Origin of the sequence: Actinomadura sp. HBU206391, assembly GCF_014323665.1 — a bacterium.
Taxonomy (GTDB): domain Bacteria; phylum Actinomycetota; class Actinomycetes; order Streptosporangiales; family Streptosporangiaceae; genus Actinomadura_C.
On record NZ_JABVEB010000131.1, the window covers coordinates 1 to 15366 of the forward strand.

Below are 15366 nucleotides of genomic sequence, written 5' to 3' on the forward strand. Positions count from 1 at the left end.
TAGCAACCGGTGTCCACGATCACGGTGGAACCCCCAACGGCCCTTGCGGGGAAGCGGCCACGATGGCTGTTCCCGGCTCTTCGTGCCCGATGTGCCAATCGAGGAGCTCGGCATAGAACCTCGCCAAGCCGCTGGGGTCCGGCGCTTCGATCGTGGTCCCCCACCACATGCCGCCTGTTCGAGATCGCATGCTTGAGCCTATCCGAGGCCCCAGGCACACCGATGTCGCCCGTAAGCGCCGCAGCCTGCGCAACACGACAGGGCGAACGTTGCCTGATGCGGCACTAGGACTGTCGGAGTCGACCAGCGCAGCGGTCAAATCGCTGCGCCATCGAACGTTCACTGGTGCGGCCACGCCCACATGATGCCGGACCGAATCGGGCCAACCCGCCTCGGGCCCAAACGGTGGCGCCGCAGCGAAGACTCAGTACAGAACGTGCCAATCGGCCCAACCTCGCAGCGCCGGGGTGAACCGACGCACCGATGAAGAGCTCGACGAGTAGGCACGGGTACGGTACGAGGGCTTCGGGTTTCATCCCGGGGCCCTTCTCCGTTTCATGTGAACAGTTGCCCGAGACTACCGGCTCCGATGGTGCCACCAAGCCGACTCATCAGTTGCCTGCGGTTCATGGTGAGTTCGCTGGATCAAAGCTTCGTCTAGGTCATTGACCAGAGCCCGAAGCTCACCCGCGGCTCGCGGTGGGAGCTTGAACAGGACCTCTTCCAGCTTGTCGCGGGCCCAGCCAACATCGCAGCAGACGCAAGCGAACTCGGCCTCCCATGGCCTCCAGCGACGCTTGCTGCCATATGCCCGTACGGACCACACGCTCATCGCGACGGACACTATGCCCGGATACAGCCTCGGCTGCTCACATTCAATAATGCGGATGGCCGCATTCGCTGCTCCCGACAGTCCGGGGACATCGCGATATCGAACCCAGGGACTTCGCCAACAGGGCGGTGCGGGCGATCGAAGTGAAGCCGGTGCTCTACGAGGCACGGCCCCTTCGTAGACAAGTCATGATCATTCTTTCCACAGGCACATGATCAGCCGGACTGAAGCTAGCACGCCGGATGTCAGATCGCCATAAAACCGGCTTGGGCTGCAAAGCCCTTGATCATCTCTTGATCACCACTCGCTCTGGCTCGTCTGTGGCAGGCCATCGATTGCCTTGCCTTGCCTTGCCTTGCCTGGCCATGCCGTCTGCCTTCGCCCGCGCTCCGAGCGGGGCTGAGCCCAGGGAAGGTCGGCCGGCAGGCCGGCGCCCCAGCGTCTCTGTCCTCCTGCGGGCATACGCCAAGTGCATCGACGACCAGGACACCACCGTGAACCGGCGCATCGACGAGGCGCTCGACGAGTAGGCGCGGGTACGGTACGAGGGCTCCGGGGTAACCATCCCGCGGCCCATCACCGTTTCAGGGGACGACCTGCGGAAACGTCCACGATTCCATCCCGCGAATATCCCGCGACCACTGACAAACGGCGGCTCTGGGCGGCGTCCGGCTGCACATGCCTCATCTTGAAAACAGGTCGGCCCCTGACGCGTTTCCGCTGTTCAGGGGCCGTTCCCACAGGTGTGGCGGGTGTTGGGTTCGAACCAACGTAGGCTGAGCCGACGGTTTTACAGAGAGAACACGACTCAACGGCGCCTACGCCTCTGACCTGCACATGGGCTGCCGCCGGCAGCGTACCGGACACGAAACGTTCCACATGGGTTCCATGCCGGGCACCCTAACCCCGCTGGGTGACCGGATTCTCCCTACGTTACCTGCGCCTCCTATGTGGCCGTCATCAGCCTGGTGTACAGCCTCGATGGGCCGGATCCCACCACAACTGAGCAGCAACACTAAGCAGGGCTGCTGAAGGCAGTCCAGTGGCGGCGGTCAGCCATTGGACCCTCTGGTGGTGATGAGGGGATTTGAACTCCATAGCCCTTTACCTCGGCCTCTCCATCTCTGACCTGGGCTAATGCATCCAACACGCATGCTCTCAGGCCAGGTTTCAGCACGTATTCGGCAGATCGAGCCATGCCGGATGAGAAGTTCCTCCACAGGCACAAGGGCGCTCCGCCACGCGCAGTCGGTCGGCTTGAACAGCTAGATCAGCGCGCCTACCGTGAGGCCCCTCTGGGTGGTCACGCGCTGATCCGGCCCACCTCAGAACCTCCCAACCGCCGCCAGCCACCCCTCTACCCCACCGGATAACAAGCTTCAATAAGTGGCGAGGCGCTCATCCACAGCCAAGTCAGCAATTTCGGTCATACCGTAAACAAACCTATCCCATGAATTAATAGCAGATGCAGTAGTAAAATATGGTTATCGTAGCGCGCCCGGCTTGACCTGGTTATTCTGGTGCGCCCAGCCCACCCAGGCGCCGCCACCAAGGAGACCTATGCCTGCAGGTACTGCGATCATGACTGGAGCGTTGTCAGCTGCGCTCCGAATGAGTGGGACTTGGTTGGCGCGAGCAGTTAAGGCACGACGGGGACGCCCTAATAATTACGATCGAATGGTTGCCGGATGGTTTGACTCATACGAGCTAACGCGAGAAGTTGCCCCTATTCCACCTCTTCCCGCAACCGTTTCAGAAGAAGATGCCTCTCGGTGGCTATATGGTCACGAAGCGCAAACCGCCCTTCACGAACTGATTACCGTGCGCCTGACCGACGCGCCACCCATTGAGCTTGAGCGAGTGAAGCAGAACTTTCTCTTCACCGCTCTGGACTTCTTCCCTGAGGACAATGACGTCGAAATTACCAATATGGCGAGCAATTTCTTTGACGTTGCAGATCACCAGCTAAAGGATCTCGCAGGGCGCCTTGAAGCTGGAGATGCGAACTTTTGGTCGAAGGTCAGAGAGGAAGCATTCTCAGGTCGCCACTCGGCCCTATTGCAGGCAATTGCTCGACAAGCAGAGGTAGTTAGTTCGACTCCGGCTGCTGAGCGCGTTAGGGAACGAGCGTATCTCTCACGCTACCGGAGCGCCCTGATCTCGGAGCACGGTTTCATAGAGCCGCCCGACTTCGAGCGCCGCCGCAGGGTCCCAATTGACGAAATATATGTCCCGCCTAGCATCCTCGCCGAACCAGACGCTAAAAGTGGGATCAATGATCCCATAGATATATGGGAATTCGGTCGCCAAGTAGACCGATCTGTCCTCCTAGGGGATCCGGGTGGAGGAAAGTCAACCGCCTCTAGCGTACTGATACATGGTTTTGCTAAAGACCCATCGGCGCCAATCCCATTGCTCGTTGTGCTACGCGAATACGCGAGGGACGACCCGCCATCCCATTCAATCGTCGGATATCTTGAACATCGACTTGAAACTCATTACCAATGCAAGGCCCCGGACGGGCTCGTCGAGCGACTACTCCTGACAGGCAAGGCGGTCGTGTTCTTTGATGGGCTCGACGAGTTGGTCGACACCCGCCGTCGCCGCGAAGTAAGTAAGAAAGTTGAGCATTTCTGTACCCAGTATCCACAAACTTCTGCCCTAATTACATCTCGGCGCGTCGGGTACGGCCAGGCAAGACTAGACGAAAAACAATTTGCAACTTATCAACTGGCTGAATTCTCTCGCGACCAAGCGAAAGAGTACGCCATAAGATGGTTCCGTCAAGAGCGACGCCTTGGCGAGCAGGAGCCTGACGAATGGGCAAGCGCATTTATCGGCGAAAGTTCCAATATATCAGATTTGCGTAGCAATCCGTTGATGCTCGCCCTACTTTGTATCCTTTACCGCGGAGAAGGCTCACTTCCTCGAAATCGCCCGGGCGTTTATGAGAGGTGCGCCAGTCTTCTATTTGAAACGTGGGACTCCAGCCGCGGCATACACCAGAACCTACGAGCACGCGACCTGATCGAGCCAGTTCTTCGGCATCTTGCACACTGGCTATTGAGCCGGAAAGCGGCAGAGCCGGCGGTTTCTGAAGAGGAATTGGTCCAAGAAACAACACAGTATCTCAAGGGTCGCAAGTTCGACAATGTTGACGAATCCGCCGCTGCAGCTCGGGAATTTATAGAGTTCTGTCGAGGTCGTGCCTGGGTTTTCAACGAGGTTGGGACGACAGTAGACGGCGAGCCGCTATTTACGTTTACCCATCGAACATTCTTGGAGTACTTCACCGCCGCACATCTAGCAAGCATAAATGATACTCCCGAGAAGCTAGCGCGTAGCCTCGCACCATACATTGCTCGGGAAGAATGGGATGTGGTTGCACAGCTAGCCGTTCAGATTAAGAATAAGAATACTCAAGATGGAGCCTCTAGATTCTTCCAGGCGCTGCTAGGCTCCCGTAAATACACTGCTCCAGGAAGCGTAGGCAACCTGTTGGCGTTTCTTGCGCGGTGCCTGACCTTTCTTGATCTTCCTCCAAAGCTCATCCGTGACGTAACCGATCGATGCTTCAAACACATGTGGTCAGATCTGAGCGATTTTGGCCGCACAGCCCCCCTCGGCTGGCTAATGCTGTCTACTGGTTCTCGCTCACCGATCGCATGTGAGCAACTCTGCGCCCTAGTGGAAGAAGCGATAGAGGAAGGGAGCGAACAAGAGCGTACTAGCACATTGCAGTGGATCTCAGTATTTCATCTGCCCACCTATATCGCGAACCGCACAGGGCCTCACGAAGGCGAGGAGATCCGCAAGTATTGGCAAAGCCTCGGCGATTCCCTTACGGAAAAGCATAAGGATCGAATTATCGCCGGAGCCCCAAAAGACCCAATGCTAACAAGAATAGCTTTTAGGTGCGATTGGATTAGCCTCGACCAGGCCATGGACTGGCATGGCGCAGGATTTCTCTTTTCGAACCATCGTTACTTTATTGGCGGGCTCTGGCATGAAGAACTCGCATCCGATATCATGCTCAGCTACGTAGTACGCGATCATCCCAGGAAAAAGATCGCCATTGCCGCGATGGAGGAACTGTCTAAAGTAGACAATAACCCTCTAGCACGTCCTAATTCGCTGCAGGCGACGTCCAACGAAAAGGTGCCATTTAGGGGCTTTACGGCTCTTTTCTCGATGGAAATTCATGGAGATCTGGATCTCCCACTAGTTGGACGCGCCGGCTTTGCCCTTCTCCTCACTATATGCTTTGAAGCCGAACCAGGGATGAGACTAGGTAGCCTCGACAATATCGACCCAATATCCTCTCTAAAAATGTACTGGAGCCAGCGGATTGACCCCACGGATGGCGTCGATCTTCCGCCACTGGACTTCGCTCCAGAGCTCCAAGATCTCTTTAATGCGTGGGCTGCAGGACAGCTTAGCTTTTGGCGGTCGACCGAGATTCCCGCAGCTCGCGACTGAGTGCATATTACGTGCTGCTGAATAAGCTCGCCGTCCAGGGGCTGGTATACCGATCGCAGGTAAAATCCCGAATGTGTCCACGCTATGCCAGCGGCGCACTTAAAGATCCAGTTCTAGAGGGCGCGCCGGATTCAAAGCTGCATGCGCTGCCCAATATGGCGTGAATGCTCCTCGTATTCGGTATCTCACGTGGCACTGGCGTGGCGGAGTCGGGCTAAGACCGATGCGGACAGGCTTCAAATTAGGCACTACTGGACACGACCGGCTCCACAAGCCTGCGGGGCTGGCTATAGGGTTTTGGTGATGATTGTGACTATTGCGTTCAGTTGCTCTCGTCCTCCCGAACAGGGAACCTGCCGATCAGGCTTGCAAGTGCTCCCTCGACAGCGGCAAGTTCTCCGCTGAGCCGGCCAACCCGCTCGTAGAGAACCATTAGCTCCGTTCGAAGCTGATACTCCCCCGGCAAGGTAGACCCACGTACAAAGGTTCCCTTGCCCTGTCGGGTTTGGATCAGACCTTCGTTGCGGAGCCAGGCGAGCGCGGCCTTGGTGGTCTCGCGCGCTACGCCGTAGTGACTCGCCAGCCGAGGTTGGGATGGCAACATCTCGCCTGGCTTGATCTCCCCGGTGACGATGGCCGTACGGATCTGGTTCGCGATCTGCTGCCATGCTGCCTGGCGCGCGTCTGGATCTAGGACACCGAGGTAGCCGAACTCCCTTCCCGACTCGGACATGCCCTGGTCGACACTGCGGGGGTCGGTCATTGCGACCCCTCCGCAGGCCGCTCGCGTGGTCCTGAAGCCGCCCTTGTACCGTGCCTTAGCCAGTCCATGCGCTCGCTGATCTCGTCGGTGTGCTCCTGCTTGCGGGCAATCTCTTCGCGGGTGAGCGTCCAGGCGTCGCGGGCCGTGGGAACAGCGTCAAGCCATTCGCCGAACAACTCGGCGAGCAACGCGGTACGGACGTTCGGGGGGATCTCGTCGGGGGTCATCGCGGCCATGGCTGGATGTCCCACAGGCCGCTGAGGGTGTTCGTCAGATCTTCAGGGCAGACAGCCTCGATCAGCCGACCGCTGCCGATGGGGAGATACGCCCACCATGAGCCGGTGAAGACCCCGTACCACGTCACGACTCCGGGGAATCGTTCCTTCAGGTCGGTCGGCCCTGGAGACGTGCCACTGCCGTTGATAGGACCAACACCTTGGGTCCTGATCGCATCATGACGCATGACGCACCCCCAAGTACTTCTTGATCTCGTCCACTGCATCGCTGACACGGCGCGCGTCGGCGATCGGCTCTCGCCAGCTCGTGTAGAACCACAGCCGGCCACTGTCCTCATGGCGGGGACGACACGTGACGGTGTCGGCCAAACTCCCCTGCTTTGCCTCGGAACAGCACGCCGGCGCCGCGGGATTTCGGACCAGCAGCCCATACGACGTCAGGTCGACATCGAGCCTGTGGGAGGCCAGGTACGCACCGAGCCGGGCCAGGCGTGCGGTTTGGTCATTCACTGATCAGACCTCCGCTGGCTGAGGAACTCGGAACGCCGGCGTGCCGCCTGGTCCGTTGGTGCAGAGCGATGTAGTCGACGTAGGGCTCTGGGACGGCGTGCGAGATGGGGAGTTCAGAACACTTCATGGCGTCGCCTCTGTAGAGAAGTATGTAGAACACTATAGAACTCTTTAGACGTCTAGAGACAGCCCTAGGAGTTTATGCAGGTCAGGGGATGTCTAGAGTCCCCAGCGTGACCATGGACGCCGAATACCCGATCAAGTGGGACCCGACTGAATACCGGTATGTCCAGATCGCCGACCACATCGAAGGTCAGATCCAGGACGGCACTCTCACTGAGGGCGCCGCGCTACCGGCCATCCCCGCCTTGGCCGAACAGTACGGAGTCGCTCGGATGACCATCGTCCGTGCTGTCGAGGTCCTGGTGGAGCGCGGTCTGGTCGTCAAACTGCATGGTCGCGGCACGTTCGTCCGGCGGCAGCCAAAGGGCTGATCCACCCAGCATCGAACAGTTTCCGGCCCTAGCTGCGGCGCAGAATCACAGCGAGTTCACCCATGCTGGAAACCACGAATTCGGCTCCCGCTGCACTCAGTTCATCGGCTCGGCTGGGGTTCTTTGCGTAGCCGATGCTACGTGCGCCGGCATTGCCGGCTGCCGTGATGTCCGAGACCGAGTCACCGACGAGTACACATGCTTCTACAGGAGTACCTAGATTCTCTGCGGCCTCGATCAATGGCCTTGGGTTTGGTTTCATCAGTTCTGGATGCCCGGTGATCCTGCTAACAATGGTTGTCACCTTTGACGACAGTCCTTGGAGTTCGAGATAGCGCTCGATGGCCGCGCGTGAGTTATTGCTGACGATCGCGACTCGGCGGCCGGCCTCGATGGCGAGATCGATGACATCCGCAGCATGCTCGGTTGGCTTCGCAGTCTCGGCTGCGGCGTACTCTGCAGCATCTTCGAGCTGCTCGAAGGGGCCCAGCAGCTCAGGCCGGTGGCGCGAGGTCCACTGCAGGAGCGCAAGCGGGTCTGATGTGCTCTTCGCCCGCTCATCTAGTGCAGAACCCTCGCCGACGAGGTAAGCCCTCAACTCCTCGGCAATGATCGAGGCGGAATAGCCTGCGAACAGGTGACATACCGGCCCGTCAAAGTCCAAGAGAATCGCATCAACCGAGGCGACGAGACCAATCAGGTCACTCATGGCGTGTAACCGTGGGCAATCGTGTTCCAAAGCGAGTCGTACCAAGACTTGGCTTCCTTGACGAACTGAGGGCCGTTGGAGATGTCGCTGTCGTCGCTAGCCGAGAAGTGGAAGAGCGTCGCGTCTTTGCCCATGAGGTCATAGACGTCTGCGGATTCTCCGCCGAGCCGGATCGTGTGTTCAACGACGGGATAGAAGCCGTAGAAGGCCTCTTCTCCGTTGAGGATGTACAGCTTGAACGCTGGCGTCAGCTCGTGGACGCGGACCTCAACGGCCCCTGATTTGATCAGCCCTAGGTCGACCAGCTCGTGGACGGCGTCGGCGATCCCGTCGACGGCCCGGCGGGTGATGCGGTCGGCTCGCTGGTGGATCGCCGACTCGGCGGTGTCGGTGCTGACCCGGCGTGGGAGTGCCATGGGTCCTGAGGTGTCGCACATCATGATGCGGATCGTGAGCGACTCGGGAGTGAGTCGGCCGGCGCGCACCTTGTCCAGGACCTCGATGAGGGTGTTGTGCAGGGTCTCGCCGGAGAATCCGGCGAAGTCGATCGAGACGTGGGCCTGCTCGAATGCCGCTTCGATGTGCGGGCGAAGTCCTACCGGGCGTTCCGTCTGGGCCCGCACGTAGGAGCCGCTCCCCTGCCGGGTCACAATCAGCCGATCGGCCTGCAGCGTACGCAATGCCGCCTTCACGGTTTCTCGTGCCACGCCGTAGCGCGTCGCGAGGTCGGGTTGCGACGGGAGCTTGTCGCCAGCCTTGAAGGTGCCTGTGAGGATCGCTGCGCGAAGTTTGTTCGCGATCTGCTGGGACGGTGTCCGCGGGTCGTCGGGGTCCAGGTCAGTGAGGTGATCGGCCTCTGTGTTCATGGCCGACAGCGTACGCCCTGACTAGCCAAGCCAGAAGAGTTTCAGCAGAACCTCTTGACCTGACTAGCCAAGATCGCCATGCTTACAGGCGTTCGCACTTGGCTAGCCAAGACGGCCAAGTCATCCGTTGGAGGTAGTTCCGATGTTTCCGCAGCCCAAGAAGTACGGCCGGTACGTCGTGCTCGCCATCGCCCTGCTCTTCACCTTCAAGAACCCCGAGGCCGCCGCACAGATGGTCACGAACGGCGGTGACCTGCTGATGCAGGCCGCCGACGCGGCAGGCAAGTTCGCCAACGCCCTCTAGGGCCAACCTCAACTCCCGCCGACGCACAAGCCACCAGCAACGACGCCGGCGCCACCCCCAACCGATCACGTTTCCGCGGAGGATCGCAATGCGCATCGACGACCTGAACCCTGTCCCCCTGGGCGATCTGCTCGACGACCTTCAGCACGGCGAGTGCCGCTTTGACCCGGAGCTGCACACCGGGCCCGACGCCTTCACCATCGAGCCGCTCATGGACCGGATGGCACGCGAGGACGCTGCCGGTGAGGTGTGCGCGTCCTGCCCGGTGATCGACTCCTGCCTTGAGTTCGCCCTGCGGACCAACCCCAAGAACGGCATCTGGGCCGGCCTGCCCGCCGCTCAGCTCCACACGCTGAGCACGTCGGCGCACAAGCTGGGCGAGGTCGCCTGATGTTCGGCACCGACACCAAGCACAGGCTCAACGGCACCGAACCGGCGAGCGAGGGCCGACGCAACCGCACTGTGGAGATCTACAATCTGCGGTACCGGCCGGCTTGGCGCGGCGCCAGCGGTAAGGGCGATGCGGACCGTACGACGCGGGACACCGCCGGCCGCTGGCTGCTGGCCGTGGCCAGCGTGCTGCTGTTGCTCCTTGCGGTCGCGCAGGGGTACGTGTCGTTTCGGGCTCAGTACGCGTTCGTTCACGAGATCAAGGGCGAGCACTTCGCCTCGATGCTTGAAGCCCTTGGCCTTGACGCGGCAGCGGTCATCTTCGCGCTGCTGGCGCTCGCTCAGGCGCGGCTCGGCCGACCGGCGGTCACCGAACGAGTCCTGAACCTGGCGTGCGTCCTTGGCTCGTTGGCCATGAACGCCCTGTCCGCCGACATGAGTTCGGCCAAGTCCATCGCCGCATGGACACTGCCCGCCGCTCTGTACGCGGCCGCCAGTGACCGTCTCATCGCCGTCGTACGGCGACAGGCGCTCGCCGGACGGCCCGGTGCCGATCGTGAGGGCTCTCCGTTGGCTGCGGCCGGCAGCGTGGCGCTGTGGACGTTGCGTCTGGCGCTCGCGCCGGTCACCACGACCAAGGGCCTGCGTAGGTGGGTGCTCGACGAAGCACCGATTGCGCCCGGACGCCGTGCGGTCCACGGCCGGACGGAACTGCCGGCACTGCCCGCACCGCACACCGGTCCCACGACGGCGGACACCGTGCCGGACGCGGGGACGGACACCGACTCGGACACGGCGGCGGACAGGGCGCCGGACACTCCAGCAGAACCGCCACGGCAACACCGTACGGCCAACACCACCCGCAAGACGGGCGCCAAGACCGGCCGCGCAGCGGCACGGCAGAAGGACAAGGCCCGTGCGCTGCTGACCGCCGAGCCCACCATGACCGGCGCTGAGCTTGGCCGACGTCTGAAGGTCTCTGACCGAACCGGCCGACGCCTGCACTCCCGCATCACCACCGAACTCACCGCTGCGCAGCACAGCAACGACACCGCCACCGACCCGGCCGCACCTGTGGCCGACCAGGGAGACGACGCGCGATGAGCATGGACACGCCTTGGGGCGAGGTCATCAAGCTGCCCGTACGCCCCGACGCCCAACCGCCAACGTCGGACAGTGCCCCGGACGCTGTTCCGACCGACGACGCCACCACACCGACGACGGCGCCTCGGTCCGGCGATGCCGACGACACGGACGTGATCGACGGTCGCGTTCTGGTCGACCGGCCGGACACCGCCCGGCCGGATGTCCGGACGAAGATGATGGCCGGACGCCGTGCCAAGCGACGGCCGATCATCGCCCCCTGGTTGCGCGACGCTCATGAGGCCAAGGCGACGGTCAGATGGGCCGTCGGGTACGCCGGTCACGTGACCGGCTACCACGCAGCTCGGGTCCCGCTGTACGGGTTGCGGCTCACGCTCCGCTCGCCAAAGGGCGCGCTGCGCGTGGTGGCCGGTACGTGGCGGTGGTGCTTCGACGCCGAGGCGATGCCGCTGCGCATGAACGCGGTGATCCGCAACGACGCCGACACCTACCTAAAGCTGCTGCGCGAGCGCAACGACCGCGTACGGTGGCGCCGCATCGTCGCCGGCGCCGGCATCATCGGCGGTGGCCTCGGAGCATCCGCCGTCATGGCCGCCGGCGGAATCACCCAGGCGACCGCCCTGGCGGCCCTGGTGGCCGTGCTCGGATGGATCGGCACCCCCGAGGACGCCCGGATTCTCGACACTGCGGTGGTGTCGACCAAGGCGCCCAAGCTCACCTCCGAGATCGTCGTACGGGCGCTGGCCGCTCTGGGGATCGCCGAGATCAACAAGGCGGTGGGCAAGGGTGGAGGCGGCATCACCTTCCCCGCCCCGATCACCCGCGATGGGCCCGGATGGCGCGCTGACGTGGACCTGCCGTACGGGGTGACGGCCACCGACATCATGGAGCGCCGTGACCGGCTCGCGTCTGGTCTGCGCCGGCCGCTGGGGTGCGTGTGGCCCGAGCCCGCTCACGACCAGCACGCCGGACGGTTGGTGCTGTGGGTCGGCGACCAGGACATGAGCCAGGTCAAGCCGCCGGCCTGGCCGCTGCTCAAGACCGGTACGGCTGACCTGTTCAAGCCGATCCCGTTCGGCACCGACCAGCGCGGACGCCCGGTCACGTTGACGCTGATGTTCGCGAACATGCTGATCGGCGCCATGCCCGGTGCCGGTAAGACCTTCGCGCTCAAGATCCCGCTGTTGGCGTCCGCGCTGGACGTGACCGCTCAGTTGCGCGTGTTCGAGCTCAAAGGCACCGGAGACCTGGACTTCGCCGAGAAGGTCGCCCACCACTACGGGTCCGGTGCCGACGACGCCACCAAGGCGGCATGCCTGGCAAGCTTGCGCGAGGTCCATAGAGAGTTGGAGCGGCGCGCGAAGGCCATCACGGCGCTGCCCAAGGACGTACGGCCGGAGAACAAGGTCACGCCACAGCTCGCGGCCCGCACGTCGCTCGGGTTGTTCCCGCTGGTCTTCGCGATCGACGAATGTCAGGAGCTGTTCGCAGATCCCGACCTCGGCAAGGAGGCCGGCGAACTCGCCACCACCATCATCAAAAGAGGCCGCGCACTCGGCATCATTCTGCTGCTCGCCACCCAGCGGCCCGACAAGGACAGCCTGCCCACCGGGATCAGCGCGAACGTGGGCATCCGGTTCTGCCTGCGCGTCATGGGACAACTCGAGAACGACATGATCCTTGGCACCTCGAAGTACAAGAACGGGATCCGCGCCACCACGTTCACCAAGCAAGACCGTGGCATCGGTTACCTCGCCGGCGAGACCGATGACCCGCAGATCACCCGCGGCTACTACCTCGACGCCCCTACCGCCGACCGGGTAGCCGACCGGGCCCGCGCGCTCCGCAAGGCCGCCAGCACGCTCACCGGACACGCCGCCGGCGAGGACACCGCACCGTCCGACGACGGTGTCTCGCTGCTCGCCGACGTGGCCGCCGTCATCGCCCCAGGCGAGGACAAGGTGTGGTCGGAGACCATCGTGACGCGGCTCGGCGAGCTACGCTCCGGCATCTACACGGGATGGACACCCGCCCAACTCGCCGACGCCCTCAAACCCCACGGCATCACCACGGGGCAGGTCTGGGGCCAGGACGAGACCGGCAAGGGCGCCAACCGCCGAGGCGTCACCCGCGACCACATCCAAGCCGCCCTCGACGCCACCCGCCCCGAGCCCAAGCGGTAGCCGCCATCACCGCTAGGTCTAGCGGCCGGCCCCGCTAGACCTAGCGGCCCCGCTAGCGCCCCATCCCTGTGCTGACCAGCGATCAAGCATCTAGCGCCCCGGCGTACACGCATGCCTAAAACAGCCCTAGGGGCGCACCGTGACCCCCGCCGCCGCTGCTAGCAACCCGAGCCCAGACACCGGACACCACCGCAGACGCGAAGCGGTCCCGGCGCACAAGCCACCAAGCACGACACCGGGACCGCAACCCCCAACCGATCACAGAAGGAGGCAGCTCCCATCATGACCGACCGCCCCTCAACGATCCCGCCCGCACCCGAACCGGCCTGCTCCGGCCACCTACCTGGACACAGCCACCGGGAGCGTGACGCAGCATGACCAAGCCCTCGCCCTTGCGTCTCATCGCTGACGACCAGGCCGACGACTTCACCCGTGCGATGCCGCACAACATCGAGGCCGAACAATGCGTGCTCGGCGCCGTGATGCTCTCCCCCCGCGCGCTCGATGAGGTGCGCGAACTGCTGGACGGCAGCGAGTTCTACCGGCCCGCGCACTCCCGGGTCTGGCAGGCCATCACCGCCCTGGCCGACCGTGACGCACCCTGCGACCCCCTCGCGGTCGGCGCCGAAATCGGCACTCGCGATCTGGCCAAGGCCGGCGGCGCCCCCTACCTGCACACCCTCATCACCACCGTCCCGACCACCACGAACGCCACCTACTACGCGCACATGCTGCGTGACCTGGCCTACGCCCGGCAGGTCATCGAGACCGGCACACGGCTCGTCCAACTCGGCCACGAGCACGCCGACGACAGCGCCACCTCGAACCTGCGAGCCCTGGTGACCGCGCAGGCCACGACCCTGACCACCGCCGACACCCGAGGGTGGCCCGACCCAACCCCGCTCTCGGCCACCCCCGAACTCCCCGAGTTCCCGATCTATGCCCTGCCGCCGTGGGTCGGTGAGTACGCCGCCGGACTCGCCGAGATCACCCAGACACCGCCCGACCTCGCCGGGTGTCTCGCGCTCGCCGTTCTGGCCGTCGCCGCCGGAGGGAACGTGTGGGTCAACGCCGGTGCCTGGAGCGAGCCGACCAACCTGTTCACCCTCATCGTGCTCCCGCCCGGCAACCGCAAGTCCGAGGTCTACAAGGCCATGACCGCCCCGATCAAGACCGCCGAAAAGCTCCTCATCGAGCAAGCACAACCCCGCATCGCCGAAGCCATCATCAGCCGCCGGATCGCCGAGGCCGACGCCGAACGCACCGAGAAAGCCGCCACCGAAACCACCGACGTCATCCGCCAGGCCGAAGCGCTCACCGAAGCCGCCGACGCCCGTATGCGGCTGGATGCCGCCACGGTCCCCGCCGAGCCGTCCCTGTTCTCTGATGACGCCACGGTCGAGCGGCTCACCTCACACCTGGCCGAGCAGAACGGCAGGTTCGCCGTCCTGTCCCCGGAAGGGGAGATCTTCTCCATCGCCGCCGGTCGCTACTCCGGTGCCCCCAACTTCGCCGTCCTCAAGTCCGGCCACGCCGGCGAAGAGATGCGCATCGACCGCATGGGCCGCCCCGCTGAACGCATCGACGCCGCCACCATCACCCTGGGCATCTGCACCCAACCCGGCGTCCTCACCAGACTCGGCGAAACCCCACAGTTCCGCGAACAAGGCCTACTCGGACGGCTCCTGTACTCAGTGCCTAAGTCCCTGCTCGGCTACCGCAAGGAACGCCCCGAGCCCATCGCCGAGGCTGTCAGCCGGATCTACACAGCCAACCTCACCGCGCTCGTGCTCTCCCTGCACGACCTCAACGACACCACCGGCGCCGAGAGCGGCCCGGCCAACCTGACGTTCACTCCGGACGCTCAGGACGCCATCGTGGAGTTGCTCGCCGCGACCGAACCACGCTTCCGGCCCGGCACCGGCGACCTGGCCCACATGACCGACTGGGGCGGAAAACTCGTCGGCGCCGTCGTCCGCATCGCCGCTCTCCTCCACCTGGCCGAGCACCTCCGCGACGGCTGGTACCGGCCGGTCGACCTCGCCACGTTCGCGAACGCCCAGATCATCGGCGAGTACTTCGTAGCCCACGCACAAGCCGCCTACGACACCATCGGCGCCGACCCGGCCGTAGCCGACGCACGCGCACTCCTGGACTGGGCCCGCAACACCGCCACCAACCGATTCACCGCACGCGACGTCATGCGCTCGCTCAAACACCGCTTCGCCAAGGTCACCGACCTCGACCCTGGCCTACGCGTCCTCGAATCCCACGGATGGGTCCGACGTATCCCCGCACCGCCCACGAACGGCCGAGGCCGGCCCGCCGCACCTGCCTATGAACTCCACCCGAACACCGCTGAGGCCGGCCGATGAGCATCACCCGCTGTCATCGCGCACGCCGCACCCAGCCGAGTCCAACGTCCCGAGACAGGTCGACAGAAACCGACGCAAACCTTTCTGTCGGTTTCTGTCGACCAGTCACCAGGGCCCGACC

14 protein-coding genes are annotated in these 15366 nt (G+C 63.4%); 8 read left to right on the top strand and 6 right to left on the bottom strand.

Annotated features, from left to right (window positions below):
- Positions 1 to 1197: 1197 nt before the first annotated feature.
- Positions 1198 to 1362, top strand: coding sequence for a hypothetical protein (locus tag HKK72_RS26815; RefSeq protein WP_187237218.1), 165 nt, complete (start codon positions 1198 to 1200; stop codon positions 1360 to 1362).
- Between the two features lie 1246 nt (positions 1363 to 2608).
- On the opposite strand, the gene HKK72_RS41400 is transcribed toward HKK72_RS26815, so the two are convergent.
- Positions 2609 to 2794 carry a hypothetical protein gene (locus HKK72_RS41400; RefSeq protein WP_261987230.1) on the bottom strand — a complete coding sequence of 62 codons (186 nt, stop codon included), beginning with the start codon at positions 2792 to 2794 and terminating at the stop codon, positions 2609 to 2611.
- Here HKK72_RS41400 and HKK72_RS26820 point away from each other — a divergent pair.
- Positions 2762 to 5311, top strand: coding sequence for an NACHT domain-containing protein (locus HKK72_RS26820; RefSeq protein ID WP_261987229.1), 2550 nt, complete (start codon positions 2762 to 2764; stop codon positions 5309 to 5311). The genes HKK72_RS41400 and HKK72_RS26820 overlap by 33 nt on opposite strands.
- 322 nt (positions 5312 to 5633) lie before the next feature.
- Here the strand turns inward: HKK72_RS26820 and HKK72_RS26825 are convergent, their stop codons facing one another.
- The 3 genes from HKK72_RS26825 to HKK72_RS40085 all read right to left on the bottom strand — a co-directional run bounded on the left by HKK72_RS26825 (position 5634) and on the right by HKK72_RS40085 (position 6820).
- Positions 5634 to 6074 carry a GntR family transcriptional regulator gene (locus tag HKK72_RS26825; protein ID WP_261987228.1) on the bottom strand — a complete coding sequence of 147 codons (441 nt, stop codon included), beginning with the start codon at positions 6072 to 6074 and terminating at the stop codon, positions 5634 to 5636.
- Positions 6071 to 6325, bottom strand: a complete 255-nt coding sequence (kleA, locus tag HKK72_RS26830; RefSeq protein WP_222721164.1) for a stable inheritance protein KleA — start codon at positions 6323 to 6325, stop codon at positions 6071 to 6073. The genes HKK72_RS26825 and kleA overlap by 4 nt, the downstream gene beginning before the upstream one ends.
- Positions 6326 to 6526: 201 nt before the next feature.
- The gene (locus tag HKK72_RS40085; RefSeq protein WP_222721165.1) at positions 6527 to 6820 is read right to left on the bottom strand and encodes a hypothetical protein; all 294 of its coding nucleotides are present in this window, start codon (positions 6818 to 6820) and stop codon (positions 6527 to 6529) included.
- Between the two features lie 239 nt (positions 6821 to 7059).
- On the opposite strand from HKK72_RS40085, the gene HKK72_RS26835 reads away from it, so the two are divergent.
- The gene (locus tag HKK72_RS26835) at positions 7060 to 7314 is read left to right on the top strand and encodes a GntR family transcriptional regulator (RefSeq protein ID WP_187237217.1); all 255 of its coding nucleotides are present in this window, start codon (positions 7060 to 7062) and stop codon (positions 7312 to 7314) included.
- Between the two features lie 28 nt (positions 7315 to 7342).
- Here HKK72_RS26835 and HKK72_RS26840 read toward each other — a convergent pair whose 3' ends face one another.
- Together HKK72_RS26840 and HKK72_RS26845 are read right to left on the bottom strand one after the other, a co-directional pair.
- Positions 7343 to 8023, bottom strand: coding sequence for an HAD family hydrolase (locus HKK72_RS26840; protein ID WP_187237209.1), 681 nt, complete (start codon positions 8021 to 8023; stop codon positions 7343 to 7345).
- Positions 8020 to 8889 carry a winged helix-turn-helix domain-containing protein gene (locus HKK72_RS26845; protein ID WP_187237210.1) on the bottom strand — a complete coding sequence of 290 codons (870 nt, stop codon included), beginning with the start codon at positions 8887 to 8889 and terminating at the stop codon, positions 8020 to 8022. The genes HKK72_RS26840 and HKK72_RS26845 overlap by 4 nt, the downstream gene beginning before the upstream one ends.
- A 142-nt stretch (positions 8890 to 9031) precedes the next feature.
- On the opposite strand from HKK72_RS26845, the gene HKK72_RS26850 reads away from it, so the two are divergent.
- From HKK72_RS26850 to HKK72_RS26870, 5 genes are all read left to right on the top strand, one after another.
- Positions 9032 to 9193 (top strand): hypothetical protein, encoded by a 162-nt coding sequence (locus tag HKK72_RS26850; RefSeq protein WP_187237211.1) that lies wholly within the window; start codon positions 9032 to 9034, stop codon positions 9191 to 9193.
- Positions 9194 to 9281: 88 nt separating this feature from the next.
- Positions 9282 to 9584: a WhiB family transcriptional regulator gene (locus HKK72_RS26855; protein ID WP_187237212.1), complete on the top strand. Its 303-nt coding sequence runs from the start codon at positions 9282 to 9284 to the stop codon at positions 9582 to 9584.
- A complete protein-coding gene (locus HKK72_RS26860) occupies positions 9584 to 10687 on the top strand; it encodes a hypothetical protein (protein WP_187237213.1) in 1104 nt (367 codons plus the stop codon). The genes HKK72_RS26855 and HKK72_RS26860 overlap by 1 nt, the downstream gene beginning before the upstream one ends.
- Positions 10684 to 12870: a cell division protein FtsK gene (locus HKK72_RS26865; RefSeq protein ID WP_187237214.1), complete on the top strand. Its 2187-nt coding sequence runs from the start codon at positions 10684 to 10686 to the stop codon at positions 12868 to 12870. Before HKK72_RS26860 ends, HKK72_RS26865 begins: the two co-directional genes overlap by 4 nt.
- Before the next feature lie 374 nt (positions 12871 to 13244).
- Positions 13245 to 15245: a DUF3987 domain-containing protein gene (locus tag HKK72_RS26870; RefSeq protein WP_187237215.1), complete on the top strand. Its 2001-nt coding sequence runs from the start codon at positions 13245 to 13247 to the stop codon at positions 15243 to 15245.
- Positions 15246 to 15366 lie beyond the last annotated feature (121 nt).